Below are 26,979 nucleotides of genomic sequence, written 5' to 3'. Positions count from 1 at the left end.
CTACGGGAGCCGTTACGCCAGTTGGTGGGCTTTTCCACAAATAGAGCTCTTTCTAAATGAGACGGAGCTCTAACCTACCCACCTTGGAACATAGATAACAGACGGCGCTGGCTTTACGCTTACGTCATTGGTTATTCCCCACAATGAAATTTTCATCGTCCGTGATTCCAGCACATGCTTTTGTATTAACCCCATGCCCTCGACTTTTGACAGCAGCGTATACAGCGATTTGTGATCCCTGAAGCCGAAAAGCAGCATCAGCGTTTTAAAATCGCTATAGGTTTCTTCTTTCAGAAAATTCAGCAGTCTCTTTATTTTCTCGCTGTTGCGTGCGGTGCGCTCGCTATGCGTAGCGATAAGCATTTAGCCTCCTAAAAATTGAGCAGGGACAGTTTTTCTTCTTCGTCAGGCGTCGGCTTTGTGGCTTTATTGTCTTCATCCGTGAAGAAAAGATCGGGCCGGGTTGTCATGATATTCGGCGTTGATGTTGTGGGTACGGGTGTTTTTTCTTCCTCGCTGAAATCCAGTGCGATTCTTACCGATGCTGCTGATGCGGCAATATCGGGGGAAATTGCAAAGATCTCAAGCTCACGTTTTTTCACCTTGATCGGTGAAATTAATGATGCTGACGGGAGTGTTTTTGTCGTAAAGATGAAGCTGACAAAATCAGGCAGATTTAGGATCATATTGCTGTCAATAAAGAAACGCTCCGCCTGTCTGATTGTGCGTTCACTGTCGATGGTCTCTGTCAGCACGGCATCGGTTTTCGCTTTGCGGACTTCATCATCGACTAATATGGTGCCTGACATTCTTGCCACCCATTCAGCCGTATCGGGGTCCATGACACGATAAACCAGTTTGAACTTGGCATTCTCAACAACTGCGCCGACAACGGCTTCACCCTTTAAATCTGCCGGGCAGTCTTTTAGATCGGCGACGGACTGATGCGCCATAATAATATGCACACCTTTATCCCTTGCCGCCCCCAGTCCTTCGAGTGCGGGTTTGGAAAGATGGTATTTCAGTTCATCAAGGAAGATGGCAATGGGGCGGGGGATATCATTTACCCGGTCACGCCGTTCAGCCAGCTGATAAAGACGCACCAGCAGCATTCGTTGTGCGGTAATAATCTTGCTGTTTCGCATGGAGCCGATGACATAACAGCAGCCACCCTCATCAAATATTTTATTCAGCGAAAATCCCGTCGGCGCGTTGATGGCATTTAATAATGCCAGTTCTTCAATCTTGCCGAAAAAAGCTTTGATGTTTTCCGTAATGCCCTGAACATACTCGCCGTTATAAATATCACGGACGGTTGAGTCTGGACGGTGACTGACGAATTGCGCCGCCATGCGTGCCGCCTTTCTGTCGTCAATGCGGTAAAAGTCAGATTCCTGGCCTTTTTCCGCCAGGCTGAAGCCGGCGACAAAAAGTTCTTCTAGTTCATCGGGGGTAATATATTCAATCAGGTTTAACTGGTATTGCTGTTTTCGCAGGTCGATTAAGGCAAAGGTTTTGCCTGCATCCTCACAGGCTTTCCGGTAAAGGTGCGGTGCCCACTCATCATCTTTGGGGTCCATGACAAAAACTCCTTCACCGGCCAGGATACTTTGATAAAGTAATATCCCGGTAGCCACCCCCTTACCGGCACCGGTTGTGCCGATAATATCCGCGTGTTGTCTTTGCCAGTCTTTTAATGGGAGGTACATCGGCAGTTTATCCCGGTCCATCCCGATAAAAATACCTTTGCTCAAGTCGATGTAATCCAGTGGATCATAATGCAACGTTTCCGGCAGTAACGATTTCACCGTGCGCACATCGGTGCGTAATTCCCGCTCAAGCGTTGACTTTTTGACGAGCCGTTTCTTTATTTTGTCCAATTCTGGCGTTAATACCCTACGCAGCAGAATATGGAAAATAAAACCCGCTACGGTAAAAGCAATCAGCACCGACCATGCCATAACGCGAATGCTGGCGACTATCCGGCCTTGATAAAGCCACTGAAAAATCCCGATAACAACCGGGGCCATCGTACCGAAAAGAAAACACAGCATGGCAAAAGCAATAATCAACTTTTGCCAGAACGGGGCTTTTTGCCGCTCATCGCTTTTCATCGACGCGAAAAACGGCATGGTCAGCCCCGATAGCAGAGCCAGCATCAGTTGATGCTGTTGCATAAAAGCAATGAAGGCCAGCGCGCCATTCACTATCGGCGACAGTGAAACGGCCAGCTTATTTAAGATCATCGTGCCTCCTTCGTCAGCCACTCACCCCAGCGCATCGCCCCATCAATTCGCCCCACGGTGTTGGGCGAAAAGGCGGGGCGAAAGCCTAGGGCTCGTGAGGTGGCCGCGTTGCGACCATGCGCCGGGAGGTAGACTTCCCGGCCCCGAACGGCGTGCGCCAGTTCAAGCGGGCTGGACGCCCTTATGAACTTGCGCATGGGGGTAATGTCGTGGCTGGACGCCGCGCCAAAACCCCCAAAGTCAACGGCGGCACACCGTCGCCCGCTACGCGCGACCACCCCCTTTGAGACGCCGTTTTTCGCCTATTTTTTCTTTTGTCCGTTCCGGCCAAGCGAAAAAATGGGAAAACGCCTTCAAAGAGGGTGGTCGCGCCACGCTACCGGCTTTTGGCCGGAGACTTAGCCGCGACGGTGTGCGGGGCTACGCCCCCCAAATAAACCGCTATCGTGGGCGATAGCTTTTCGCTCGCTGGGGCGGCGAAATTTATTCGGCTCCCCCCGGCCAGCTCGGTTCCCCTGGGGGTGAACGCTCGCCGGTGGGTTCGGGCGACGCAAATTAGCAATTTTTTTCAAAATTGAATTTACTCGCCTCACGACACTTGTTAAATCCTGCTTTCGCATGAATTAACAAGCCTAAAACCCATTTCTTTTTGTATTGCTATCATCTTTAGCAATCGATATGTTGATATATTGAAACTAACAATCTTCCAGATTGAATTTCAATATTTATAGTGCTTGAAACAAAAAACTAAATGCATTTTAAAATGAAAAGTATTTCAATGTATGAAGGTGTAATCCCTCTCTCACTTATATAAGAGATGTTTTTATATTAAAAATATGGTGTATATTTTTCTAATATTAATGAAAACAATCATTAATATAGAAACTTTATCTCATTTTTTTTAAGAAGTGGGAGCGGAACATTACTTGCGAGAAAGGTCTTTTCAATCGATGCTCTATGCTTTGCCCATGAAAATAACGGACCACTACTTTCCATTTTGCGTATTAGGCGCTGAAGTTATAAAAAAAGGTGGTCACACATAGTAAAGTTGTAAATAAGCATCACTTGGGAAATACTAAAAATTTTATTTAAAGAATGCCGGTATTGCCTTAAGCACCCGGCGCATTAAAAAGCTTAAAGAAAACGTCGGATTTTTCATTGTGTCATCTGCGAGTCTTAGAAAAAATCAAAAAATCTTGGCAAGATCACTAGCCCGATGTGGACACCTGATACCTCGTTAGTAATCTATTGAATGTGGGTAAGCGCCCTCGGCAAACTGATCCCCATAGGGGCGCATTTAAAGCAGCGACATAATGATAAAGTATGTGAATAAGGGCAATGAGCGGCAGCCGGGCTATCATAGCAAAACCAGCATAGCTTAAGTTCATTAAAGCTTTTGGCGCGACAGGGAAAGGGTTAATCCAATCCCGATTGCCAGCAAGAGATGAATCAGTGCCGATATTTCCATCAGTAACGTCAAAGGAGAGTCTGCCAGCGAAAATATCAAACCAGCCAGGGCAATGCCCACTAAAGAACCTGTCTGGCGAAATGCAGTATGGATTGCTGAGGCGGTGCCTGCTGTGTCCTGAGTTTTTCCTGATAGCACCGTTGCCGTCATTGGTGGTACGACAAATGCCACACCTCCAGCCAGTAACGCCATAGCGATAATCACCGCTAACGTGATCTGTCTGTCTAACGCAATCATTCCAGCGTATCCCACAGTGCCCATAAGGAGTCCCCCAATCATTTGCGTTTTCACGCCCCAGCGGGACATTAATCGTCCGGCAGAAAAATTGCCGACGAAGAGAAAAACCGCCAGCGGCAGAAGCGCCATCCCTGTCTGAAAAGGGGTATAGTGCCACTGTTTCTGTAAAACCAGACTGAGAGCATAAAGACTGCCAAAATAGCTGACGTTAATAAAAAAGCCGGTGATGTTAGCAAGATTGAAGGCACGACTGCGAAAAAAATATAACGGCAACATAGGTGAAGTGGTCCGACGTTCAACCGTGACAAATCCCGCCGCGCATAACAACGTTAACAGCGTGATAAAGGGCAACATACTTTGCGTCCACCCCTGCATCGGAAGTTCGATCAATACCCAACTGATACCTCCCAGCGTGGCGATCGCCAAAATCTGCCCGATCATATCCAGTCCTTTCGGGTTTTTCCTCGGGGAGCAGGGCAGTAGCCGGTAACCGGAATAGATCCCATATAACCCAATTGGCAGATTGATGAGAAAGATACTGCGCCAGCCCATACCGCTCACCAGGAAACCGCCGACTACCGGTCCCGCCGCTGCCGCAACCGATACAAGCCCGCCAAACATGCCTATCGCCCGTTGTCGCGATCCACTTTCCGGCCAGATAGCAGACAACAGAGAGAACGAGGCAGGAATAAAAAGTGCTGCACCAATTCCCTGAACCAGGCGCAGGGTAATTAATTCCAATATTGACCCGCTTGTACCACAGCCTGCTGATGCGCCGGTAAATAGGGCTATACCAAGTAGCCATATACGCCGGGCTCCAAAGCGGTCGGCCAATACGCCAGATGAAAGCATCAGACCAGAAAGCGACAGATTATAGGCGTCCACGGCCCAGGTTATCGCGGTAATTGAAGAATGGAACTCAGACTGAATGTTAATCGTGGCGATATTTATCACGTTGACATCAAGGATCGCCATAAACATACCGACGCATAGCGTTATCAAAAGAATCATTTGACGCTGAGTGTTTATGACTAAATCGGGTTGTGACATGGTTTTTAACCTGTTGGCGAAACATGGCTTTGAGTGTAAAAAGTAAGAGTAGGGTTGAAAACGCAGCGAAAATACGCGTAGGTGCAGCAAAAATGCAGAGGGGATGATGAACTGGGATAATACCCGTTACCTACTGGCGGTTGCCCGCACCGGTAGTTTGCGTGCCGCAGCCGCCAGTTTGGGGGTTGATCAGGCGACGGTAGCCCGTCGATTGCGCACGCTTGAGCAGGAGCTGAATGCCTCGTTATTCAGACGCTCACCAGAAGGCTATATGCTGACTGACAGCGGAAGAGAATTGCTGCCCGATATCGAGCAGATGGAAGTCATTGCTACTACTATCGAACACAAAAGTACCGGCATGAACGCCTCTTTATCAGGTAACGTCCATGTTGCCTCCACTGATTCACTGGCGCGGTGTTTTTTGCTGCCAGCTTTGTGTGAGCTCAGGCAAAGCTACCCCGATATTACGGTAAGGCTGACCACCTCTCCGGACATTATGGATATACGCCGCGGTGAAGCCGATCTGGCTATACGCAGTGCGCGGCCTTCAGATAACACTCTTATTATCCGCCGTCTGGCAACATTTAGGCTTGGCCTGTATGCCTCAGAAGACTATGTGTCCCGACGAGGACTACCGAAGCAGGGCAACGCTTTTTCTGGTCACGATTTAATTATGTTTCCTCAGGAGACTGTGCCTCAATATTGGCAGGTGCTGTGCGGAGAGCCTCTGACTGGGGGGCATATCGTGCTTGAAGCCAGCTCGCAGTGGATGTACATCGAAGCCCTTCGGCAAGGACTCGGCATTGGGATGATGGCCCGGGAAATGATGCAACGATGCTGCCCAGAATTGAAAAACGTTATGCCTACCCGAAGTGAATCTGCGGATATCTGGCTGGTCGCCAATCCCGATGTCTGGTCCGCAGGACGTGTTCAGGCAGTTATAGCGGCCATTAACAAAGCTTTTCATTGTGATGAACTCAGGGGAGTTTAATACCGCAATCTGGTGTCAGTGAACTGAGATGCTGTTCCGCTAACCGCGCAGACGGCCAAATTGACGGATGATCTGGCTGATGATATCCGGGTCCGCTGATTCGCATTCGAGCAGAAATGCTTTACGGGCATCGGCGGTGTGATCAGGAAGAAAACCGTGTTTGTTCTTTTTCACAATATCAAAGAAAGAATGTTCAGCAGAACTGCATTCTTTTCCTCCGCCGTTTCCTGTCGTTTTCCCGTACATACATAAAACGACTTCACAGGCATCGGCAGCCATCACAGTGGATGGCAATAACGGAGCAATACAGAGAAAAAATGCAGGCAGCATGATCGATTTCATGTTGATTACCTCTGGTTGGTAAGGATCTATTGAATGTTGGGTCGTAGGGAGGGGTATCTGGAAAACCTGGGATGTGGATAATGTTACCGATGTAACTCAATTTCGGTTGTATTGCAGGTCAGGCAATTATTCAGTTTTGGCTGGAAGGAAATGACGCCGGAGTAACCGTTTTTTCGTAGCCAGGCTTTCGCCCTGAAATAACGCTCACCTTCCGGTGTGTTAACGATAACCTGATTGGAATGTACCACGGCATACCAGAGATTCGGCGGGTAAACCGCATCAGGGTTGAAGGCCATGTTTATTGACCAGTGGCCATCGGCTGTGGGATACGGCAAAATAACTTGGTTCTCTGACCACTGTGGAAGACTTGTATTCATTTCCACGCCGGGTTTATCCCATTCGGGCTGAGCGGGCTCCTGTGGGGATGAACAGCCAGAAAGGATAACCATCACCGCGCTGGTTAAAAACAGGTCAATCGTTCGCATCGTTGAAGGTCTCCTTCATTTTATCCAGGTGAATATATTTGTAATAGATATCACCCATCCGGCGGATATCGCCGTGAATATCAATACTGACGATAATATCCACGCTTTTAAGCACCTTGCGCAGCAGCACCGCAAACGGGATATTCTGGCAATCAGGGTTTTCAAAACAGCGGTCAATAATGCCTTCAATACAGTCTTGCGGGCTGCCCGCATGCAGGGAGGTGATAAGTCCTTCATGACCGGAGCCGACGATTTTCAGCGCATCCCAGGCTTCCCTGCCACGAATTTCCGCCAGCAGAATTCGGTCCGGGTTCATCCGGTAATTGGCCCGGATAAGCCTGCCGGGCGTGACGATGGAGTCCTCCCCGGCATCCGCCGGATAAAACAGATGAACATAGTTGGTGTGGTGATAAAACTGGATTTCGGGGTTGTCTTCAATGGTGATGAGTCTCAGGTGTTGCGGTATATAATGCAGCAGCGTTTTCATATAGGTGGTTTTGCCAGACCCGGTTTCCCCCACAATGAATATCGTCCTGCCATACTCAACGGCCTTTTCAATAAAGCGGGGGACATCCCCGCTGGTATAATATCGGGCCAGTTCATCATCCTTACTTTCAGTCCGCTCCTTACCGGTCACCCGGTTATAAAAACCGGCATCAATCCAGGACTGATGCGTTTTCTGTTCGAATGACGGCTTGCGCAGCGTGATGGAAACTGTATTCCGCTCACAGGCCGGGGGAATAACGGCCTGAATACGTTCGCCGGATTCAAGGGTGGCGGAAAGAATGGGCGACGTATCATCCACGTTGTCCTCATTCCAGGAAGCCAGCGCTTTGGCAAAAGCGTAACACTGACGCAGCGTGACCGGGGAATCGTGCATCTGCCATTTACCTCGTATTTTGGTGTGGATCTCGCCGGGACGGTTAATGGCGATTTCGGTCAGACCCTCCAGCGGCAGGAAATCACCGAAAAGCTGATTTTTCATAAAATCGAGAGACAGGTTTTCAGTCGTCATACACCCCTCTCTGTTTTATACGCAGTCGATAGACGGAGGAAAAATCAATATCGGTGCCGGTCATGATGCTGATAACGTCGCCCTGGTTCAGATACATCGTGGGCGGGATATTGATGCTGTTCTCCAGCGTCGTTTTCGCCATTTCCGACGCGGCGGCGCGGGTGTTTTCGGTATAGTCGGTGTTGCGGTCTTTTCCCGGTGCTGAATCCGCCGCTGCCGCAGCCACATCCTGCACGGTGCTCAGCATTAGGGCATTACCGAAACGCGCCCAGAAATGGGTATCAATCCAGCCCGAAATACCTGCCTCACCCAGCGGGCCGGTGGCCCCGGTATCCGTGAGCGGAATTTGCAGACTGCCGGGCTCCGGCGTGCGTAACTCCGTCCAGATAACAAACATCCGGCTACGTCCGTGTTGCAACGCCCCGGCGCGGTAAACGCCCCTGGCGACGGTGCCCGCCGAGATCAGCTTTACATGGTTGCTGGCGCTGTAGACATCCTCGCTGATCAAGCACGAAATCGCGCCGCCCACATCGGAGACAAACCGCCGCATCATTGAGCAGGGGATATAGCGGTCAACCGGGATGTAGAGATCAGGATCGAGGTTCAGCCGCCTAACGCCGGTGACCTTAGCCACCCCCGGACTGTCATTGTTGCCACGGGTAACGGAGGCGGTTGCCTGACCGCCGGTCGTTCCCGCGCTGTCGCGTGGTTCGCTTCGGGTGGTTCTCGTATTTCCACTTTGAGCTGTCCCTGTGGCGTTGCTCAACCCGTCAGCTAGCGCCGTTACCTTGTTCAACGCGGGTGGTTTCGGTGGTGAGGATGGCGCGGCGTTTTGCGCCTGGTCCTTTTCCGTCGTTATTTCCGGTTTGTCCTGTCCGAACAGACCGAACGGATTGCTGTCCATGCCAAGGTTGGTTCGTGCATGTTGCCCCGCGCCGGTCGAAGGCGGTGGCGCGGTGTCGGCCTCCTTTTCGTCACCTTTTTTCAGCCCCCCGAGCAAGCGATCGCCGCCGAGCGCCAAAGCAATCAGTAAGGCCACGCTAATCAGGCAGACCAGCAGCGTCCGGCGACCGGATGTTTTTCGAAAGCGGGTCACTTCGGGCTGACCGGGAGGCGTTTTTTGTTCCGACTCCGGGCTCGCCATCGCCAACCGGGCGCGCTCGCGGGCCTCTGACTCCAGCTCTGCTGTGGTTTTTTCTGTTGCTTCTGAAAAGGATGGGTCTGTCATTTGGCCTCCAGAGTGACGGCGGGTGACACGGTGTCACCACTGGCGACCGTGGCTTGCCCGTATGCTGCGTTTTCAATCCCGACCACGGCATTGCCGTAGCGCAGTACCAGGCGCGGCGACAACATCCGTACCACCATCACGGTGTAATTGCCCTGGCTGACAATTCTGGGCGTGACAGCCTGCTCCTGACCGTTAACCCTCAGAAAGGGAGAGGGCAGGATTTTGACCGGTGAAAAGCCGATATAGGTAAAGCGACCATCATCGTAAGTGAAGTCCGGCGCTATGGACGCTGAGCCTGCCGCCACACGTTTGGTATAGCGCCAGTTACGGGGTGTGGTGGCCTGTTTAAATGCCGCTGCGATCTGCTGCTTTTCCTGCGTTTCGCGCAGCATTTTCAACCGGGTCGCGCTGGCAGCGTCTGATTGCCGGCGGACCTCATCCGGATAGCGATAGCGGATAACGAATGCCTGCGAGGGCGAGTCGTTATCCAGCACGTTCAGCTCCAGGCTGTAATCTCGTTTTGACGTCACGACAAAGAGGTTGGTTTTCCAGTCTTTCGCGGTCGGGAGAAATACCTGACTGACGTTATTGCCGCTGGCGTCCGTCACTGGCTGGGTAATGGGGTTCGGGCTGACGCCCACCCGGTTATCGCTGCGGGTCACCGTCCAGCCTTTGGGAAAGCCCGCCTGCGCATCAATAACCTCCTCATCATCGTCGAACAGCAGCGTGGTGAGGTAGCCGGGGCGGGTATTGACGACCGTGGCGTTCTGGCTGTTGTAAGTAACGTTCTGCATCCGGCTGTCCCAGGTACTTCCACGCGGCATGGCGGCCCCCCAGGACACGCATGACGCCAGGATAAGGGTAAGGCCCAGACTTTTTTTCAGCATCATTCAGTCCTCAATTCTTTATCGCGCTGGTAGCTGGTGACGATGAAGCCCATCGGGTTCATTTCACGCTGGCTGTCGGTGAGTTGTTTGCGGGGGAGGTAGCGGTACGTCAGGCGAATATTCCAGACATCCGTTTTGACCGAGTTATCCGCAATGCGGCGAATGGTGCGTCTGATGCGCAATGTCGCCAGATGGTCGGGCGCTGTGGCGGAGGCGTGAACGTTGGAAATAATGTCAATATAAACGACATATTCCGCTTTATTGAAAATGACATCCGGTGCCTGGTCGCTGTTAAACCCGTCCAGATAATCTTTATTCACGCTGTTGCTGTTAAATAACTGCACATCGTCATAATCGCGCTGGAGCGAAAAATAGTTATACCCTTCGCGGAGCTTGACGTAGTTTGCCGCTAAGGCATGCGCCAGAGATTCTTCAGAAGAAATATCCCGCTCTTTTATGCGGGTCATATATTCATAACGTCCGGTCTGTTTATCCACCGACCACAACTCAATTTCAGTGGTTTTCAGTGGCAGCAGGATAATCAGGGCCACAATGGCCATCGCGGCAAGAATAAAACCGACCGCTGCCATCAGCCAAGCAACCTTTTTTTCACGCGCATCCTTTTCCAGAATGACGGTTTCAAACGTTCGGGACGACGCAAGGACTTTTTCTGCTTCAGACATGGCTTGTCAGCTCCTGGATGATGGCCGGAGTGTTCACCGGTTGTGGTTCGCCGGATACCGGCGGGAGGGTGACGTTATGCTGTGTGCAGCCCATGAGTGCGCACAGCATCAGAAGGAAAATGCTGAGTTTCATATCAGGCCTCTTTATTTAACGGATGCAGTGGCGTCAGTGTTATCGCCACGACGCGATACGAATTCGGATGTGATGAGCGGGGAAGAGATTAGGTGTAGTAACCCATCCTCGATGTGACAGTTTCTAGTTGTGAGCGTAAATCTAATTTGACAGTCGACACCGTGCCATAGGCAGACACGATTAACCTAAGGGTGCGTGATTAGCGGGAAGCAGGTTAGGCAGGTCGACTTGGTTATTCATTATTGTTATTATTGCTAAGTTCTTATAAAAAAAAGGTATACATTATTTTAGTTAAGCGAAGCGTGAAACTTGCTAGTATCTGATCATTGGTTAGTTAGTGAGATATACCGCCATCAATTGGGTTAATAGCCCGAGGAAAGCTTTGTGCTTTCTACCATTTATCCCGCGCAACGCCCCTGTCGGCTGTGGTGTCCTCGGAAAGCTGGGTCATCGTAGAGTAGGTGGTATGGCGCATGGGTATTCGAAGCATTGGGCGACCAATGCTTCGTGGAGCTGGGAGCTAGTGCTGTTCAATCTCATCCTTATGAGGGCGAACTCCGGTGTTTAAGTGGGCGATCGTTCACACATCGGGGGCATAAGGAGAAAGTCATGCTTAATGATAAAGTAACCAACGAACAGCAGGCACAGAGCAAGTCAAACCGGAAAAAGTGGATGGGTTATGCTTGGGAGGCGTTCAAATGGGGTATTCGACTATTTGACCTAATCACAAGATTAATCGATTACTTTGAAGGGGGCGATCTGTAATGTGCCCTCCCTCGTTTCAATTAGTAAGGAGTTGCGGGTGCTACATAGAGCTCTACGTCTTGTAAGGCAATATCACAACGAATCTATCGTTGGGTTATCTATTGCACTAAACATCCCGAAAGAAACAATAGCGCAACTTGAAAGTGGTGAGTCGTCTCCGTCTGTTGATGTACTCCAGCGTTACTCTTCTCATTTTGACATCCCTGTGCCTTCATTTGTTTTTTTTTCTGAAACACTTGGTACTCAAGGACGCTTATCTAAACGACTACGTTTAAACTTGGCTGGTAAAGTATTGGATGTATTAGAATGGGCGAGCAAAAAAAATGAAAAAACGGAAAAAGCTTAAAATCTCCACTAAAAATAAAAGTTATAGCCTTAATGATTCTCCTTTTTTTATGCTCAAAAGCAAAAAAAAATTAGCGACATTACTTGGCATCACAATTTCTGATTTGTCTTTGTTAAAAAAAGATGACGAGAATTATTCTATTTTTGAACAGCTCTCCAAGAAGGGAAAACCTAGAAAAATACAAAAACCCTTAGATGCCTTGGATATTGTACACACCAGAATAGCTAGCCTGTTATCAAGAATTGCTTTACCAGAGTATTTACACTCAGGTAAAAAAGGTCGTTCGAATATCACAAATGCTCATGCTCATTTGAATACATCAAAAACGATGACAAGCGATATTAAGGCATTTTTCCCATCGACGACACGACATATGATTTTCTCATTTTATTTTTCGGTAATGAAAATGTCGTCGGATGTGGCTGATGTTTTATCACATATATGTACGTGTTATGGACAACTCCCAACAGGCAGTCGGATTAGTATGCCATTAGCTTTTTTCGCTAACTCTCGTATGTTTGACGAGCTAAATGCTCTGTGCAACACGTTAAAAGTAAAAATGACGGTATATGTGGATGACCTGACCTTCTCAGGGGATAATGTAAATCGTTTATTTTGTTCGGTTGTGAGAAGAATTATATACAAACACGGACATATAATGCATCCAACCAAGACGAAACTCTACAGCGAATACATGCCAAAATTAGTGACGGGTGTTATTGTTACTGCTGGGTGTATGAAAGTGAGAAATGAACAACATCGTTTAATGGCTCGCGATATTGAGTATTGGATGTTGATTAAAGATGCAGATAGAGCAAGAGAAACATCGGTGGTAAAAACTTTATTTGGTCGATTGCATTCAATGGGAGTCATTGAGCCACGCTATAAATCAAAGGTGTTAACTTTGAAAATGAATACGGCAATATAAGTATTTATATTCGAAAATAGTTCTTTGTATCTAACATATACTGGCACCTATTGGTAATCTGGGTGTAATCAGATCTGACAGTCGGTTCAGCGCCCAGGCTGTGTGAAAACGTTTTGGTAGCAGAAACTGCCAAATACAGAGCTGAAAACCGCGCTCATACGTAAAATTCGGCCCTGACTAACCAGTCGATCAATTTCAGATTTTGCGTAGTCGCGCGCACTTTAGTTTTTGGTCAGGGTTTTCATACAGCCAGCGCCAGAAGCTGACGTTGCTAACATCACTGATGTATTATCTAATGGGGAGCAGGTCACTATGACGATAAGAAACAGAGGCGACTTGCCGTAGAATATTGGGTTTTTGGTTTTATAAAACTGCTCATAAATGGCACAATCATCTATACAGGTTTCTGTTTTATAGAGTCATTTATTGACTCATCAGATAAAAAATATTGGAGAAGAAGCATGAACATTCGCTCCTATCTGGAAAGATTTGAAAAGCAAAAGTCTCCAAATCGCATCAGCCTAAATTTTGAAAATGCAATTAAGTACAACATGTACTCGGTCTACATTACTGCTCCGGATACAGGCGAACAGTTCCTGTTTGAGGACTACCAAAACGACACGATACTGGCTAAAAAGTGGAGCGAAGAAGAAGAAGTATTTAAAGACATGGTTCAACTAAATCCGGATGATTATACGGCTGACTCGTTCTCCGGAATTTATTACTATAAAGCACATGAGGCTGCGTTTTCTAATCTCAGGGACATAACTTTCCTGAAGGTGTCGTGGTATCAGATAAAAGTAAATTTGGATAACTGGAGAAAGGCAAGGCAAAAGCATCAATACCGAATGGAAAGTCATAATGTCAAACAACAGATGGATGTGCTTAAAGCAGTGGTGGATTTGTACATGCAAGCAAACTCAGATGACCCAATTCATTTCGTTTCGATAATGACAAAACTGCACAGTTCGTTATGGTTCTATCATGACAATCGTAACCAGATGAAAAAAGAAGTAGAGCTATACCTCAGCGCCTTTGTCAGTAACGGCAATTTATCTACAACGGATAGATCAACTTACAAACCTACAGGCACAGCCATCTTAACTCTGCAAAATAGCTTTACCGAGCAAAGAAAGTACTACGAAACTAAGTACATTCAATGGGGAATGCTCACAACGGCTATATTTTCGTTTATTGCTGCGGCTATGAGTGCATACGGAACACTACATCACTAAACGAGACTAGCATTACAGGTTCGCATAAGAATGTTATGGTGAATTAGTTTAATTCTGAACTGCTTCTCATATTCAAAATTAATAATATTTTTAATGCAATATAACTGTTTTGAATATGTGAGACTAATTCCGCTTTTCGCTGAAAACAGCCTAAAGTTCTTTTGAAAAATCCTAACATGTCATCCCCCATCCATAACATCAACCGGTTATAAAGTTAATTTACCAGTTTATACATCCCCTTGGAAATAACCGTTTTTTTTCAAAGGTATCTTTTTCAACGAATAAGTATCTTGAGATAGTCCCATCTTGCTTACTCTGATATCAGTGTCTATTAATTCACTTACGTAATCTTGGAGTTGAACTGGTGCTCGGCAGCCTATCACTATTTCTTTAATTAAAGATTTATCGAACTTCTTTATACCCCACTTATCCGTAACAATCCTAAATTCCTTTTCATATGCCCACGGTAAGCCTTTATGGAGAAACATAGCCACAGCGAAATTCTCTAAAGTTTCGGTGAAGTAATTGAAGCCTGGAACAGCCTGACTATAATTGACGTCACCAAAGACTGCATAATCCTCTATACAATCTGCAATGCTGTCATCAAAACCTATGCAGAAGCCTGTATGAGAACGGGCGTAGTGCGACCACATGAGATAGTTATCACTATCCCTTGTTAAGCAAATTGTACCGTTTTGAGTAAGATAGATTTCTCTGGTGGAATACCCCACATACCATTGAGCATGTTCGTCAAAACTGTTATACCAATTTTTAAAATCTGTCTCTGTATGGGTGGGGTGGTCTGAAAAATATTTTTTCTTTACAACGTCAGGTTCAGCATCAAAACTAAATATTATTTTAAACTCTGCCGGATCATTAAAAGTGATGGGCTTGCTTGCAAATATAGTGCCTTTTTCAACAAAGCATTTTAAATATTCTATAACCTGCTCAATACTCTCATGACCTACATATTTATAAAGCATTTTCACATCCATTCATTGTAATTTGAGGTAAATATTTTTTGGAGTTTCAGACAGGCCGCAACCTGATAAGCAAACGTGGATTTACTGGACTACCCTTTGTGCAGCCTACCACAATGGCATTAGTCAGTGGAGAGTTTCATTGTAGCGGTCAATCTAGACATCTCCAAACCGTTCCTGCTAAGAATTTATTTTGTCCTATCTCGCTCTTAGCAGCCTGTCAGGTCTAGTCATGCTCTGCTATTGGAAAGTGTCGGGTTGAGTGGTGGCTTAATCCAGATAGGGGTTAGCGGTTACGCTGCTGATTAAAACGTTTCATATTCTCGATAGCGGCGGCGCGTTTTTGCCATGCAGAGAGGGCTTTGCCGGTGCCGACGGCGATGAGTTTGCCTGTCGCTCCGGCAGCACTGACACCGCCTTTCGCCGCTAGTTTGGCTCCGGCTGCTCCGACCTTCATCGCCGGTTTGGCTGCGTCAGAGGATTTTTTTACCAGTCCGCCCAGTCCGCCCAGTCCACTCATCACCGCGCCCTGTAATGTGGCCTGGACGGCTGCGCCACTCAGCGCACTGGCAATCTTCGCGGAGAAATAAACGACAACTCCCGACGCGATCCCGGCCAGCAAACATTGCGCCGCCAGCGTCACCATATTGCTATTGCTGGATGTGCCTATAGAGGCATCCAGTATTTTATTCAGGTAATTGATGGCGATCCTGATGGATAAGGCAGAGAACATTATCGTCAATATCGCCGTAAAAATGGTTTTTAGCCAGTTATCAAACATGGGTTTCAGGAAACCGTACAGCAGACAGAAAATAAACAGAGGTGCAGTTGTGGTCATTAACAGTAGGGTGATTTCGGCGAGCAGGTTGACAAACGTTGCGGCGAGTAAAAGCACGATTGCGCCACCCCATACCAGCACTTCGGCGAACCCCCCGCTCAATTGGACATAAGTGGAGGTATCCAGATTAAACAATGTCTGCCCCAGCGTCTGCGCCTTCTCCCATACGGTATCGAGCAGGACCCAGACATTATCATCGCCGCTTACTCCATCCTTAAGTCCTTCGATGGCCGCAATCACGGCATCCAGCCAGCTATCGCGATTTAGTACAAAGGTGGTAATGAGTAACATCCGGCCCACATCCCAGACGACATCTTCAACCGGGGTCTGTAATTTTCCTCCCAGCGTCTGATATCCCCGATAAACGATGAATAAGGTGAATGAGCTGACAACTATAATGCTTATCATCGAGCCGTAGGTGGAAGACTGACCTTCTAAAACGGCGTTGAGTCCATCCATGATGTTTTTGTCCATGCCAACAAAAATACCACCGGACATAATGCCTCGCTTGATACAGTAATGGACAGGGAATAAAAAACAGGGAAGCGTCCCTGTTTTTACTGGCGGGGATATTACTCGGTAACGGATTTTATTTTTTTAGCTTCCAGCTGGAACAGTGCTTCGAATTTTTCCTTTATCCCTGGCTTGCCTATTTGCGCGTACATAATGGCTGCCCTGTGGGCAAATTCGCAATTATCACTCGCCTCGCCATCTTTAAGACATTTTGTATAGACTGTATATGTCTCATCTGGATGTTGTTTATACCAGGCTTCGGACTTTGTCTCTTTACAACCGGATAATGCGATGACGCCTGAGGCGACGAATAAGGTTAATAAGGATCTAGACATTTTTAAGCTCCCTATATAGTGTTCAGATCAGCAACCGGTGCTGTTAATTGCTGCTGCTCAAAGGCTTTCTGTCTCTGCTGCTCCAGCAGTTTTGTTCGCTGTTCAGACTGCTTGACTGACATCTCCCACTGGCTGGTCAGCGCATTTAATTGTACGCTTTTGGCCGCTACGGCGTTAGCCAGGTCCTGGGACTCTTTCGAGTCCTGCGCGTTGGTTATGCGGTCAGATAAGTCTGATATATCGCAGAGTGTGCTGTTGATCCTGTTTTCCACATCGCTGGTGTCCTCAATGGACACCGCCTGATTGAGAACGATTTGTTTGCAGCTTGCCAGGTAACTCTGTGACGTGCTGGACTGATTGCAGACATCGAAAGATTGGTATTTATTGTAAAGGTTTTGCAGTTCAGATGAATATGAACCGCTCTGGTTCGTGAGCAGGTCATCCAGCGAAATGCCATTCTTGCGCAAAGCATCAATATCGGTTTTCAGGCTTTTGGCATCGCTGAGGAAACCCTGAATATCCCGCACGCCCGTCGCCGTGGCTAATTGTTGCTTATAGGCGTTAAGCTCGCTTTTATAGTGCGTCACCGTTTCTTCCCATTACTTGAGCTTTTCAGTCCACTGGGTAATGGATTCCGCATTCTGCACGGCATCGAAAACCGGTATTCCGGCGCTTATCGCTTGGGTGGAAATAAACAACGATAACGCCAGGATGTTATATCGGGTGCGCATTGATTTTATCTCCGGTGTGAATGTTATATTGCTTGTTCAAGAAATGACGCTTTCCATTCCTCAGGCGTCATGCCGTCCTGATAAAGGGCGTCAAATATTTTTAGGTTGTCTTCACTCCCGCTCAGCAGTTTGGTGATTTTCCCGAGACCCGACAGGTCCATTTTTGCCATCGACACAAACGGTCGGGTTTCGCCGGCTCGCAGGGGCGTTTTCAGTACCACCATGTAGTGCTCGCCCGGATCAAGATTGCGCACGATGTCATACACGCTGTCCGGCACTTTCATTTTTTCCACGTAATCCGCATGGCTGGCCTTCGGGTTGGCGAGGAATATTTGTGTGCCGCACTGCTCAATGATTGCCGGGGCGATGGGATGCTTAACGATTTCATCGGGCGACTGGGTGGCGGGGACAAAGATGCCGTTGAGCTTGCGAATGACTTTAAGCATATTGAGCGAGAACCGGGAAAACTCGACGTCGGCCAGCCACTTCCAGAATTCGTCCATAAACATCACCAGACGGCGTCCGTCCAGCAGGCTGGTCACGCGGTACAACAGGTAAAAGGTGATGGGGCCGCGGATGTCGTCGTCATCCAGGAATTCTGTGCTGTCGATACCGAAGTTATCGATATCGCTGATAGTGAAGGTATCTTCTTCGTTATCAAATACCCAGCCGAATTCGCCACCCTGCGCCCACTGTTTCAGCCGGATGCGCAGCCCGTTGGTCCGGGCGTCTTTGGTCGGCGGCTCCGGCAGCACTTCCAGTAGTCGGGTAATACCATAACGGCGGTATTCCGGCGGGTAGTCCAGCATGATGGTATCCACGGCGGTGCTGATACGCTCTTCGTCGCGTGGGTCGAGCGGCTTGCCGTTACGGCGACACAGCATCCTGACCAGCCGTTTAATAAAGCTGATGTTTCGCCGGCTCGGCGCCAGTGAAAACGGATTAAACCCGCTGGGGACGCCGGTCCGGATGCGGAAGTAACGCCCGCCCATCTGGCGGATTGACATCTCTGCCGCCCGGTCCTTGTCAAAATAAACGGTGGTCAGCCGTTTAATCGTGGCGGACGCGGCAAACGTCGCCGGGTTGCGGTACTTCTGCATCAATTGTTGCATCATCGCCATCAGCAGCGTCTTGCCTGACCCCGTTTTGCCGATAATCGCCGTATTGCCCGGCGTTTTTTCATTGAAATCATTCCGCCCGGCCTGACTGTCGTGCAGGTTCAGGTAATAACCGCCGCCGCCCGGTGACGTCAGGATGGCGATGGCCTCACCCCAGGGATTGCCGTCCCGTTTACGAGGATGGAAGTTATGCAGGCTCGCCATATCGGCAAAGTTCTGGCTGCTGACCGCAACCAGCCGGGGGCGTAGCGTGTACGCCCCCGGCAGTTGCGCGAGGTACGCGGCGGGTAACGATAGGGTGGACAGGGCCGTCATGATGCCGAGGTCGGCAAAGGGCTGGGCCAGCGCATTGGTGTCTTTTACCACCTGGTCGGCGCTGTCTGAAGATACCAGCAGGGAAAAGTGGTATTTCCCGCACGAGATATGCCCGGATTGGAGCAGGTCACGCAAGACAATCAGTTCTTCGCGCTGCGAAAGGGCGTCATCATCCGCTGAGTTCAGGCGCTTTTCCGCCAGCCGGATGTGATTTTGCGCTTCATCCCGCGCCATGCAGGTAAAGGATTGCGTCAGCACATACTCGCTTTCAGCATACAGCAGCGCATCCAGTAACCCCGTATGGGTTTGGGGCGAGTAGTCCTTGATTTCCAGACTGCGGAAAAAACGGGAGCCGCCGACCGTTTGGCACTCGGCGGTATCGGTGCTAAAGAAAACATCCGGTGTGCTGAGCGTGTTGTAAAACGGTGAGCGGGTCACCGCCACCTTCTGCCATTTGCCGGTCATCAGACGGTGATAAAAAGACAGTTGCGAGGAATACACCCGTCCTTTTTCTTCATAAACGCCTAATGGCGTTGCCATATAGCGGGATAGGGCGGACGTCAGCGCCTCCTGATGCTCTAGCATCGCTTTCAGGGCGTCATCCAGCGCGGCGTGCCTTTTCCCGACCGGCTGTCTCTTCATGACCTTTTTCTCAAGCCGCGAGAACGGTGCATAACAGACGGTGAAAAACAGCCGGTGCCGCCAGAACGGCTTATCCTTTATCGGCCGATAATAACGCGCTGATACTTCATCCGAAAAGGGAATACCCGAATGGGCCTCAAACGCATCCCGGTATTGCTCCCGAATGCGGTGAATATAGAAAGTGACCGGCAGTCCTTCATACGAACGAATAACATTGTTGAGATGGGTGGACAGAAAGGTCAGGTGGTGTTCATCCTCGCATTCAAATACGGCTCCAGCCAGCTCCCAGGTGGCAACCAGGTCGCCATGGCGGTTCCTTATCACCTGGGGGTGAATATGCGAGGAATACGGAATGTATTTATCCAGCGTGATGCGCTCGTTTAACTTCATCTTAGTGGTGAACTCCGAAATATCGACGGCATCATAGCGGTTGGCCAGCATGGCGTTCGCGCCGTAATGCCGGTTGGTGGCAAACCGGCCACGGGTTTTAAACGCCAGCCAGAGCAGACCGAAATAATGGATATCCGTTCGCGCTTTGGCTTTCATTTCTATCCAGGCCGGTATGAGCAGCAATGCCAGGTAATAGCTGAGATAGACCGACAGCAGGACGATAGTCCCGCTGACGATAACGAACGGCACGATGGGAATGCCCATGATGGCGGCGGGGCGCGTCAGCGCCTTGTTCAACGTGGTCATTCGTTCCTCCTACGCCGCCCAGTAGGCCCCGAAGCCCGAGGCGCCGACAATCAGGATGGCGCCAATAATGACGTTACGCATGTCAGAAAGACTCTTGCCGTCGAAAAGCACCTTGTAACCAATCCACATGGTGGCCAGCGTGATGGTGACGGCGGCCAGCCCCAGCAGACCGGTGGAGGTGTTGCTCAGCGTATCGCTGGCTTTATCAAATCCGCTGTCCGCCGCCAGCACGCGGGAAGCGGGTAACAGGTAAGCGACCGCAGGCCAGTATTGACGTTTTTGCATGGTCATTTCTCCTCTAGAGCAGGGACGAGTAAATCGCCGCGAATAACGGCGTTGGGGTAGCGCAGGGAAGTCAGAATCGACGGGGTTGTATCGGCCATGTCACCGCGCAGGACGGTGGCGGGATAACGCATCTCCGGCCCCGCTTTTACGGCGGCATGGCGTGGTTTATCTTCCTGTGTCGACGGGACGACGTAGCCGATACGCTGCACATAGCTGGACTGGTTAAAGGCAGACTCCGGCTGTTGGCCGGTATCGAAATTGCCGGAGTAGTAGCAACTGAGCGCGCGTTTCAGAGAGCCGCCCCGCCGGTAACAGTCGGTGAGGATGCGCTCAAAGACGGAAAGATTGGTGCAGGGGTCAAGCAGGTCACCGGCGGTCACGCCGTAATGGCGGAAATTGGTGCTGGTGAATTGCATCAACCCGACCGAATAGCGGCGGCCCTGTGCCGCCAGCCGTTTGACGACGCGAAGAGCGTCTGCCCTGTTATCGGGCTGGTGAGAAATAACGCCTTTGCGGCCGTGGAGGCGCTCATTCTTCGGCACAATTTCAGCGATGGCGTAAGGGTTAAAACCTGATTCGACGCGGGCGACATCGAACGACGTGGACGGATGAACGCTGGCGGCGCACTGCATGGCCGCCGCCAGAAAGGCAGTGGGTAAAGCATGGTGGCCTCGGTAAAAAAAGCCAGGCAAAGTGCACAGCTATCTGATGTGCAATGCCGGGTGAAGGAAGAAAAACGTAGGGATGTGGGGTGATCCTGTTCCGGTGTTAGCCGGGCTGAATTTCCTGCGGTGTATCGCTATCGTCTCTGGGCTCAAGGAGGACCAGCTTGCCGGAAACGGCGATACCGGGCGTCAGCACAATGTTAAGACCGGGTTTGCCGTTATGAGCAAACGCCACGCCGACTTTTGTCCAGTACGTGGTTTTTTCACCCAGTGGATCAGGTTGGCTTTCCTGTGTGACATACACGTTATAAGTGGGTTTTCGCATCTCATTTTCCTTGAATGAAAACAGCCGTGGATTAAATAAGTGAATCACATCCCGATCCTGCATTCCGATTTCAACGGGTCAGCGAGGACATTCAGCGGCACCCTGAATTGTGGTTACGTGACAGCCCGACCCATGTTGTCAAAGAGCGAATACCCGGCCCGGACGAATAAACGTCCATAAGGCCTGCCAGCGAATGATGGCGTGGTCAGGGTGCGCTTTCTGATTCAGGTGGGTAACAATAAAATCAAACGGGAAAATAAAAAGAAAAACAGCGGGAAATTAATGGTGTTTGGATTTGATTTAATACTTGAGTGAAGGGGTTGTCTGAAATATTCTGGCGGATTTATTTGTATTTAAATCAATGAAAACAGGTATGGTAATTTAGGCAGATAATAAAAAGCGTGCGGATAAGAATATCGCTCCGCACGCAAGGCGTCGTATTCTCAGCGTTGACGGCGTTCGAGTACTGTCTGGCATTCAATACAGGTTGTCACGCCCGGCAAAGTCTGACGCCGCTTATCGGGAATGGACTTACCACACAGGCGACAGTAGGGCAATGATGGCGTTGCAGTTGATTTGAAACGGTTCTGTTCAATCATGTCCTCCAGACGCTGTTCATTAAATTCCTGATCGCGATCGATTTCATCCGGCATGCGATGCCCTCCTGTCCGACGCTTCTTTTTCGCAAAGCGTGATACGGTTACAGATAGCGGTGAGGGACGGACCATCCTGCGGTGAGGACAACTCTTCAGTGATCTGCATCATGACATCCAGCGCGTCGAGCGATGCGATATTTCCCGGATGGCGTTTCTGCCATCGTCGCCAGATCTCGGCATCGGTCTCTTCATCTGGTATGGGCGTCCGGCCATGAGGGATAATGATCCCCAGCAACCGGCGACGGATACAGACTTCATTGGAGGTGAGGCCAAAATACTGGTTCAGCAGCGCAATCGAACCGCCCAGCGCCATGGCCCGGTTAATCTGTTGCTGGCGCTGAACTTCCTGACGCGACAATGCCAGGATCTGGTGTAAAGCGTCATGATGGACAGTGACAGCCATAAACTGCGCTGATGCCCGGCTGATGATAAACAGCTCATCCAGTGACAGCTGATTGAGGGCGTTCATTTCGTCGAAAGTGAAACCCAGCGCTTCGCAGTGACGAATGTTGCCTTCCTTAAGGGCATGCAGGGCGTCGGTTAATACGGCGTAATTCAGGGATGGGATCATAATGGCGCCTCCTCCCCCTGTTTTTCGTGAAGTTGCCGCAAACGGGTGATCCAATGGGATTCACTAGTACGTAGGAATTTTTTCGCAGGATAAACAGACCCGCGGTTTTTGATTAATGCCCTGATTTCACCGCCATCAGCCTTACGGATGATTTCGGAGTTAAACTCAAAAACCATTTGCGGGTTCGGACTGACAGGCAAAAGTGTGCCGTGATTACCTTTCATAATCATTCTCTCTCAAACGGTTTCAGCGGTTGGTCAATTTCAGGTTAATCCATTCATCAATCTCAGATTCGAGCCAGGCTACACTGACCGGGCCAATTTTAATTGAACGGGGAAAGATGCCGTTGTTCATATACAGGTAGATCTGTGAGCGTTTCAGACCGGTTTTTTCTTCAACCTGCTTTAGACGTAATAACTGATGAGATGTCACGGTTTCCTCCTATGGCAGAAATGGGATATGATCGGAGAGAACAAAAAAACACAGACAAGGGCGGAGAGAAAGTTGATAAGCCCGTATTACGGGTTTTAGAGTACTTAATACGGACTTTCAGAACGAATGGGGAAATGCCATTTTAATTTGATGCCGAAACGGAAGTGGGTGAGCCGCGCTTAAGTGCGGTTTTCAGTGTGTCGCCGCTCAACCGATCGGTAATGCCCTCGTCAGATGCCCATTGCTCGAAAATGGAAAGCAGCTTATAAGGTTGTCTGATTAACGGGCTTATAGCTTCATTATGTTTGCATGCAAGCCAGAACAAGCGCGATAAAGGTGAGGATATCCGTGTTGCGGATATAGGGCTGATCTTACCTATTGTGGGCATATTCAGTAATTTCTCAAGTTCCGCATACCGGATGACAAAACAAGAGTCCTTCGGTAAGTCATGAATAGGAAAATAGCCTTTTTGGTTATAATCATACACTCCATGTAGTGAATTTTTTTTATAAATACCAGATGAGATATTTTTAGGCAATCTTAGGACTTGCTGTTTTATTCTTTCCTGCCATGTAAGCTTTTCGAAAACCTGAAACATTTCTCCAGATTGGATGACTGAAATGCCGTAATTTATATCATTTGCTCCGGTTATGGGTAGTGGTATGCTAAGGGAACGAGCGAGTAAACGCTGAACTAAAACATATTCATACCCTGTCAACATTGTGTCAATAATCTGCTGAGCAGGGGAGATATATTCACCTTTAGTACTGACGATTAAATTCCGCTCACTTAGAAAACAGTTTTTGTCAAGAAAACAAAGTCGGTGGATAAATGAATTTTTTGCCGACCTAAATTTCACTTTATGGTCTGACATTCGAACTTTTTGTAAAACTATCGGGGACTGAAAATAGATTGAAAGATAAATGCTTCCATATAAGGCGTGGCGATATATGTCTCTGTTTTTTAATTTTGTGCTCGTTAGTTCATTCGCTAATCCAACGGCCTCTTGTATCGTAACCCATTCTGGCATATTGTTTTTTTGCATAATATTATCTCTTTTTACATGGTTGAATATCCTATGATATAATCTGAAGTTGAGTTTGTTACTTGCGGTAACTGCAAACTTATGCTAGTTAAAATTATAATCAGACTGTGTGATACATTTCGATGTCAACAAGTTGCTGGCTGTTTTGTAATGCGCACTTTTCATAATTCTCTATAGTTAATAGTTAAGATATTTTCTGTTCCCGTCCAATTATTTGGTCAAACCATTCATCACGGTTTTAACTTGTCTCATATTCTGATCAGAAAATTTTTCTGGAGGAGATCAAAAATAACGAGGCTGAATTACAACGGCCTTCAAATCTAGAAGACCGTCAGAGCTATCTTGCGAATATGAGGCTATACCTTATCAAACCAAGAAGATGCAGTTTCTTTTAAAACCTCATTAAGTTCATTAATGTTCTTCTTGCCTTGTGTCTGCAACCATTCTCTAGCAGCTTCTTCTCCCTTTGTGATTGCCGGCTCGACCGCTTTAGCCCACGTAGCTCGTCCACACAGTACACCGTTGAAAGTTGAACCAGAGGTTTTTGCAAAACGAAGAGTCTGCTGAAAAAGATCGGCACTTACTCCAGCACTTAAAAAGATGAAAGGTAATCGCGTTGATTCAGATTGTTCTTTGAAATATTTTTCAGCTTCTGATTTTGTATAAACCAAATCATTATCTTCCGTATATCCTTCAACAAAATTCATATTAACCGGAACTTCAACTTTTAGTACATCTACACCGTACTGTGACTTTGAAAATTCTTTTATCATTTCATTGACTTTATGAGGCTTCACTTTTGCATATGCTTTACTACTTGTGTCTGCATTTAAGGCATCATACGATATTAACTCGAGATAAAATGGAATATCTTCAGCAGTACACTCAGATCCCAAACGTTCAATAAAAGCATGTTTTTGGTCATTAATTTTCTGGCTTTCATCGATATCATAATAAAGTAAAAACTTGACTGCATCTGCACCGGCTTCCTTCAAACGTTTGGCAGACCATATATTCAGCAAATCTGGAAGGCGCCCTTGCTTACTGGCATCATAACCTGTTTTTTCGTATGCCAATAGTAGACCTGCATCGCTGTCCCTGGCAGCAGCTGCAGGCAAACCATATTCTGGGTCAAGAAGAATAGAGGAAGCATAAGGAGTAAGTTCTTTTGATACTAAAGTTTTGAAATCGATAATGTCTTTATCTTCAGCACCTTGCGGCTTGAAAACGCCGATCATTTTTTTTAATGCACCACGCTGGTCTATTGCCAATGCGGCTATAATGCCTGATTCGTTCGATAGTCTCAGCATAGCTTTCTTTTTTTGTTCACTTAATTTGGTCATGTTTATTATTCCTCTTTGCTTAAGGAGTATATATAATGTTATCTTGTGAAATATGGGTAAACCTTTACTTGACTAAAAATATCCGTGTATTTAATCATATTGATATAACCTGTTTTAGCCTCCATTGCATTCAAAATTCCAAATGCCATGGCTCTTTTTAAAGTATTTTCCGGCGTTTCAATGTTATTAATGCCAATTGCTAAACCTGCAACTGTGGCATCACCTGAACCAACAGGATTAATTACCTTAATTTTTGGAATCGCCACAGCAAAATAATGGCCGCCAACTTTTGCAAAGGCGCCTTCCTTACCAAGTGAAACAACAATCCAAGGAATCTCGTACAAACTTTTATGAGTGTCAATCATTTCTACAAAACTTTTTATTGAACCAGTATCTAAAGACATTCCCGTGAGTTGTTCTATTTCTTCTTTGTTTGGTTTTATTAGATACGGAAGCCATGGTCCACTTGTTGCTATTTCTAGACATTTACCAGAACAATCAAGTAGTACTTTCTTGTTTTTTTTATTGGAGATATCAATCAACTTCCTATAAAAATCCTTTTCTAGCCCGGATGGAAGGCTGCCCGAAATGGTAATGACCTTGGCAATGTCCGTTAGAACTGAAAATTTACTTATAAAGGCAGTCCCCTCTTCTACAGAAATAGTAGGCCCTTGCTCAAGGATTTCAGTTTGATTCCCTTCATGTAGTATTGCAATGCAATTTCTTGATTCCTGCGCTATATCGAAAAACTGATGTTTTATGTTAATAGCATCCAGCCTTTTAACTATATAATCACCTAAAACACCACCTATAAGACCAGTTGCTATTACCTCTTCCTGAGCTTGCTTTATCACTCTCGTTACATTGAGCCCCTTTCCTCCGGCCTCTTTTCTAACATTAGCTATCCGATTGACTGAGTTGATCTTTAGGATTTCTAATGGATAAGAAATATCTACAGAGGGATTCATTGTTACTGTAAGTATCATTTTCTCCACCTATTAGGGAAAATTTCTATTTCATTCAGCTGTTAAATAATTGAATATGAATCAGAAGAATGTATTTTATCAATAAATAATTCCGCCTTATTTTTATTGATGCAGCGCAAATGGTTTAGACAACTATGATAATTATATTACGATGCATAATAAGTTAATCGTCTCTGAAAAAATTAACATTAATTTTTATGGTAACTTTTATCTCAAAACTAGACAAATCTGGCGTCGTCTAAAATTAGATTTTAAACTCATTCAAATGTCAGGATTATCAGGTTATTATTTGTCGGATGTTAGCCTTTGATGCATAAGAAAGCCTACTATCAACACATTGTAATATACGTTGATAGCTCATATAACATAATGAAAGTTAGAGCCTGACCAATATATTTTCTGTTTTTAAACCACCAATTTTTATGACTATATTGACATCGAGAACCACCATGAATTGCATTATT

Annotated in this window: 28 protein-coding genes and 2 pseudogenes; 5 read left to right on the top strand and 25 right to left on the bottom strand. The window is 47.6% G+C overall.

Going from position 1 to position 26,979, the window contains the following annotated elements; all coding sequences use genetic code 11:
• Window positions 1-123: 123 nt before the first annotated feature.
• The 3 genes and pseudogenes from GRH90_RS16485 to GRH90_RS16475 all read right to left on the bottom strand — a co-directional run.
• Window positions 124-363 (bottom strand): annotated as a pseudogene (locus GRH90_RS16485) (MobC family replication-relaxation protein); the annotation flags it as partial.
• 8 nt (window positions 364-371) lie between these two features.
• Window positions 372-2,246: a type IV secretory system conjugative DNA transfer family protein gene (locus tag GRH90_RS16480; RefSeq protein ID WP_162367044.1), complete on the bottom strand. Its 1,875-nt coding sequence runs from the start codon at window positions 2,244-2,246 to the stop codon at window positions 372-374.
• Between the two features lie 1,387 nt (window positions 2,247-3,633).
• The gene (locus GRH90_RS16475) at window positions 3,634-5,001 is read right to left on the bottom strand and encodes an MFS transporter (RefSeq protein ID WP_162367043.1); all 1,368 of its coding nucleotides are present in this window, start codon (window positions 4,999-5,001) and stop codon (window positions 3,634-3,636) included.
• A gap of 103 nt (window positions 5,002-5,104) precedes the next feature.
• Between GRH90_RS16475 and GRH90_RS16470 the strand changes: the two genes are divergently transcribed.
• A complete protein-coding gene (locus tag GRH90_RS16470; RefSeq protein ID WP_246236097.1) occupies window positions 5,105-5,992 on the top strand; it encodes a LysR family transcriptional regulator in 888 nt (295 codons plus the stop codon).
• A gap of 39 nt (window positions 5,993-6,031) precedes the next feature.
• On the opposite strand, the gene GRH90_RS16465 is transcribed toward GRH90_RS16470, so the two are convergent.
• The 7 genes from GRH90_RS16465 to GRH90_RS25955 form a co-directional block, all read right to left on the bottom strand.
• The gene (locus GRH90_RS16465; RefSeq protein WP_162367042.1) at window positions 6,032-6,334 is read right to left on the bottom strand and encodes a TrbM/KikA/MpfK family conjugal transfer protein; all 303 of its coding nucleotides are present in this window, start codon (window positions 6,332-6,334) and stop codon (window positions 6,032-6,034) included.
• Between the two features lie 83 nt (window positions 6,335-6,417).
• Window positions 6,418-6,819, bottom strand: coding sequence for a cag pathogenicity island Cag12 family protein (locus GRH90_RS16460; RefSeq protein ID WP_162367041.1), 402 nt, complete (start codon window positions 6,817-6,819; stop codon window positions 6,418-6,420).
• The gene (gene virB11, locus GRH90_RS16455; RefSeq protein ID WP_162367040.1) at window positions 6,806-7,834 is read right to left on the bottom strand and encodes a P-type DNA transfer ATPase VirB11; all 1,029 of its coding nucleotides are present in this window, start codon (window positions 7,832-7,834) and stop codon (window positions 6,806-6,808) included. Before virB11 ends, GRH90_RS16460 begins: the two co-directional genes overlap by 14 nt.
• Window positions 7,824-9,062 (bottom strand): VirB10/TraB/TrbI family type IV secretion system protein, encoded by a 1,239-nt coding sequence (virB10, locus tag GRH90_RS16450; protein WP_162367039.1) that lies wholly within the window; start codon window positions 9,060-9,062, stop codon window positions 7,824-7,826. The genes virB11 and virB10 overlap by 11 nt, the downstream gene beginning before the upstream one ends.
• The gene (virB9, locus tag GRH90_RS16445; protein WP_246236095.1) at window positions 9,059-9,952 is read right to left on the bottom strand and encodes a P-type conjugative transfer protein VirB9; all 894 of its coding nucleotides are present in this window, start codon (window positions 9,950-9,952) and stop codon (window positions 9,059-9,061) included. The genes virB10 and virB9 overlap by 4 nt, the downstream gene beginning before the upstream one ends.
• On the bottom strand, window positions 9,949-10,632 hold the full coding sequence (locus GRH90_RS16440; RefSeq protein ID WP_162367038.1) for a VirB8 family type IV secretion system protein: 684 nt from the start codon (window positions 10,630-10,632) through the stop codon (window positions 9,949-9,951). The genes virB9 and GRH90_RS16440 overlap by 4 nt, the downstream gene beginning before the upstream one ends.
• Window positions 10,625-10,765 carry a hypothetical protein gene (locus tag GRH90_RS25955; protein WP_178113174.1) on the bottom strand — a complete coding sequence of 47 codons (141 nt, stop codon included), beginning with the start codon at window positions 10,763-10,765 and terminating at the stop codon, window positions 10,625-10,627. Before GRH90_RS25955 ends, GRH90_RS16440 begins: the two co-directional genes overlap by 8 nt.
• 609 nt (window positions 10,766-11,374) lie before the next feature.
• Between GRH90_RS25955 and GRH90_RS25950 the strand changes: the two genes are divergently transcribed.
• From GRH90_RS25950 to GRH90_RS16425, 4 genes are all read left to right on the top strand, one after another.
• Entirely contained in the window at window positions 11,375-11,530 is a 156-nt protein-coding gene (locus tag GRH90_RS25950) for a hypothetical protein (RefSeq protein ID WP_178113173.1), read from the top strand.
• A gap of 37 nt (window positions 11,531-11,567) precedes the next feature.
• Complete coding sequence (locus GRH90_RS16435) at window positions 11,568-11,876, top strand: helix-turn-helix domain-containing protein (RefSeq protein WP_162367037.1); 309 nt, start codon at window positions 11,568-11,570, stop codon at window positions 11,874-11,876.
• Window positions 11,854-12,804 (top strand): reverse transcriptase family protein, encoded by a 951-nt coding sequence (locus GRH90_RS16430; protein WP_162367036.1) that lies wholly within the window; start codon window positions 11,854-11,856, stop codon window positions 12,802-12,804. Before GRH90_RS16435 ends, GRH90_RS16430 begins: the two co-directional genes overlap by 23 nt.
• Before the next feature lie 461 nt (window positions 12,805-13,265).
• On the top strand, window positions 13,266-14,039 hold the full coding sequence (locus tag GRH90_RS16425; protein WP_162367035.1) for a hypothetical protein: 774 nt from the start codon (window positions 13,266-13,268) through the stop codon (window positions 14,037-14,039).
• 227 nt (window positions 14,040-14,266) lie between these two features.
• Here GRH90_RS16425 and GRH90_RS16420 read toward each other — a convergent pair whose 3' ends face one another.
• From GRH90_RS16420 to GRH90_RS16350, 15 genes and pseudogenes are all read right to left on the bottom strand, one after another.
• The gene (locus GRH90_RS16420; RefSeq protein ID WP_162367059.1) at window positions 14,267-15,022 is read right to left on the bottom strand and encodes a DUF2971 domain-containing protein; all 756 of its coding nucleotides are present in this window, start codon (window positions 15,020-15,022) and stop codon (window positions 14,267-14,269) included.
• 283 nt (window positions 15,023-15,305) lie between these two features.
• Window positions 15,306-16,355 (bottom strand): TrbL/VirB6 family protein, encoded by a 1,050-nt coding sequence (locus GRH90_RS16415; RefSeq protein WP_162367034.1) that lies wholly within the window; start codon window positions 16,353-16,355, stop codon window positions 15,306-15,308.
• A gap of 74 nt (window positions 16,356-16,429) precedes the next feature.
• Window positions 16,430-16,705: an EexN family lipoprotein gene (locus tag GRH90_RS16410; protein ID WP_162367033.1), complete on the bottom strand. Its 276-nt coding sequence runs from the start codon at window positions 16,703-16,705 to the stop codon at window positions 16,430-16,432.
• A gap of 11 nt (window positions 16,706-16,716) precedes the next feature.
• A pseudogene (locus tag GRH90_RS16405) lies at window positions 16,717-17,436 on the bottom strand (TrbJ/VirB5 family protein).
• Window positions 17,437-17,459: 23 nt separating this feature from the next.
• A complete protein-coding gene (locus GRH90_RS16400; RefSeq protein ID WP_162367032.1) occupies window positions 17,460-20,207 on the bottom strand; it encodes a VirB4 family type IV secretion/conjugal transfer ATPase in 2,748 nt (915 codons plus the stop codon).
• A gap of 9 nt (window positions 20,208-20,216) precedes the next feature.
• Window positions 20,217-20,498, bottom strand: a complete 282-nt coding sequence (locus GRH90_RS16395; RefSeq protein WP_136157281.1) for a TrbC/VirB2 family protein — start codon at window positions 20,496-20,498, stop codon at window positions 20,217-20,219.
• Window positions 20,495-21,124, bottom strand: a complete 630-nt coding sequence (locus GRH90_RS16390) for a lytic transglycosylase domain-containing protein (RefSeq protein WP_162367031.1) — start codon at window positions 21,122-21,124, stop codon at window positions 20,495-20,497. Before GRH90_RS16390 ends, GRH90_RS16395 begins: the two co-directional genes overlap by 4 nt.
• A 136-nt stretch (window positions 21,125-21,260) precedes the next feature.
• Complete coding sequence (locus tag GRH90_RS16385; protein ID WP_162367058.1) at window positions 21,261-21,482, bottom strand: hypothetical protein; 222 nt, start codon at window positions 21,480-21,482, stop codon at window positions 21,261-21,263.
• A 443-nt stretch (window positions 21,483-21,925) separates the two neighbouring features.
• A complete protein-coding gene (locus GRH90_RS16380) occupies window positions 21,926-22,135 on the bottom strand; it encodes a TraR/DksA family transcriptional regulator (protein ID WP_162367030.1) in 210 nt (69 codons plus the stop codon).
• Window positions 22,125-22,709, bottom strand: coding sequence for a DUF2857 domain-containing protein (locus GRH90_RS16375; RefSeq protein WP_178113172.1), 585 nt, complete (start codon window positions 22,707-22,709; stop codon window positions 22,125-22,127). The genes GRH90_RS16380 and GRH90_RS16375 overlap by 11 nt, the downstream gene beginning before the upstream one ends.
• Window positions 22,706-22,933: a hypothetical protein gene (locus tag GRH90_RS16370; protein ID WP_162366865.1), complete on the bottom strand. Its 228-nt coding sequence runs from the start codon at window positions 22,931-22,933 to the stop codon at window positions 22,706-22,708. Before GRH90_RS16370 ends, GRH90_RS16375 begins: the two co-directional genes overlap by 4 nt.
• Before the next feature lie 22 nt (window positions 22,934-22,955).
• Window positions 22,956-23,141, bottom strand: coding sequence for an AlpA family transcriptional regulator (locus GRH90_RS16365; RefSeq protein ID WP_162367029.1), 186 nt, complete (start codon window positions 23,139-23,141; stop codon window positions 22,956-22,958).
• 142 nt (window positions 23,142-23,283) lie between these two features.
• Window positions 23,284-24,186, bottom strand: coding sequence for a hypothetical protein (locus tag GRH90_RS16360; protein WP_162367028.1), 903 nt, complete (start codon window positions 24,184-24,186; stop codon window positions 23,284-23,286).
• Window positions 24,187-24,542: 356 nt separating this feature from the next.
• A complete protein-coding gene (gene lacD, locus GRH90_RS16355) occupies window positions 24,543-25,529 on the bottom strand; it encodes a tagatose-bisphosphate aldolase (protein WP_162367027.1) in 987 nt (328 codons plus the stop codon).
• Window positions 25,530-25,567: 38 nt separating this feature from the next.
• The gene (locus GRH90_RS16350; protein ID WP_162367026.1) at window positions 25,568-26,515 is read right to left on the bottom strand and encodes a hexose kinase; all 948 of its coding nucleotides are present in this window, start codon (window positions 26,513-26,515) and stop codon (window positions 25,568-25,570) included.
• Window positions 26,516-26,979: the final 464 nt, after the last annotated feature.

This window comes from Acerihabitans arboris, from assembly GCF_010131535.1.
GTDB lineage: Bacteria > Pseudomonadota > Gammaproteobacteria > Enterobacterales > Enterobacteriaceae > Acerihabitans > Acerihabitans arboris.
This window is presented reverse-complemented; position numbering and strand designations above follow the sequence as displayed.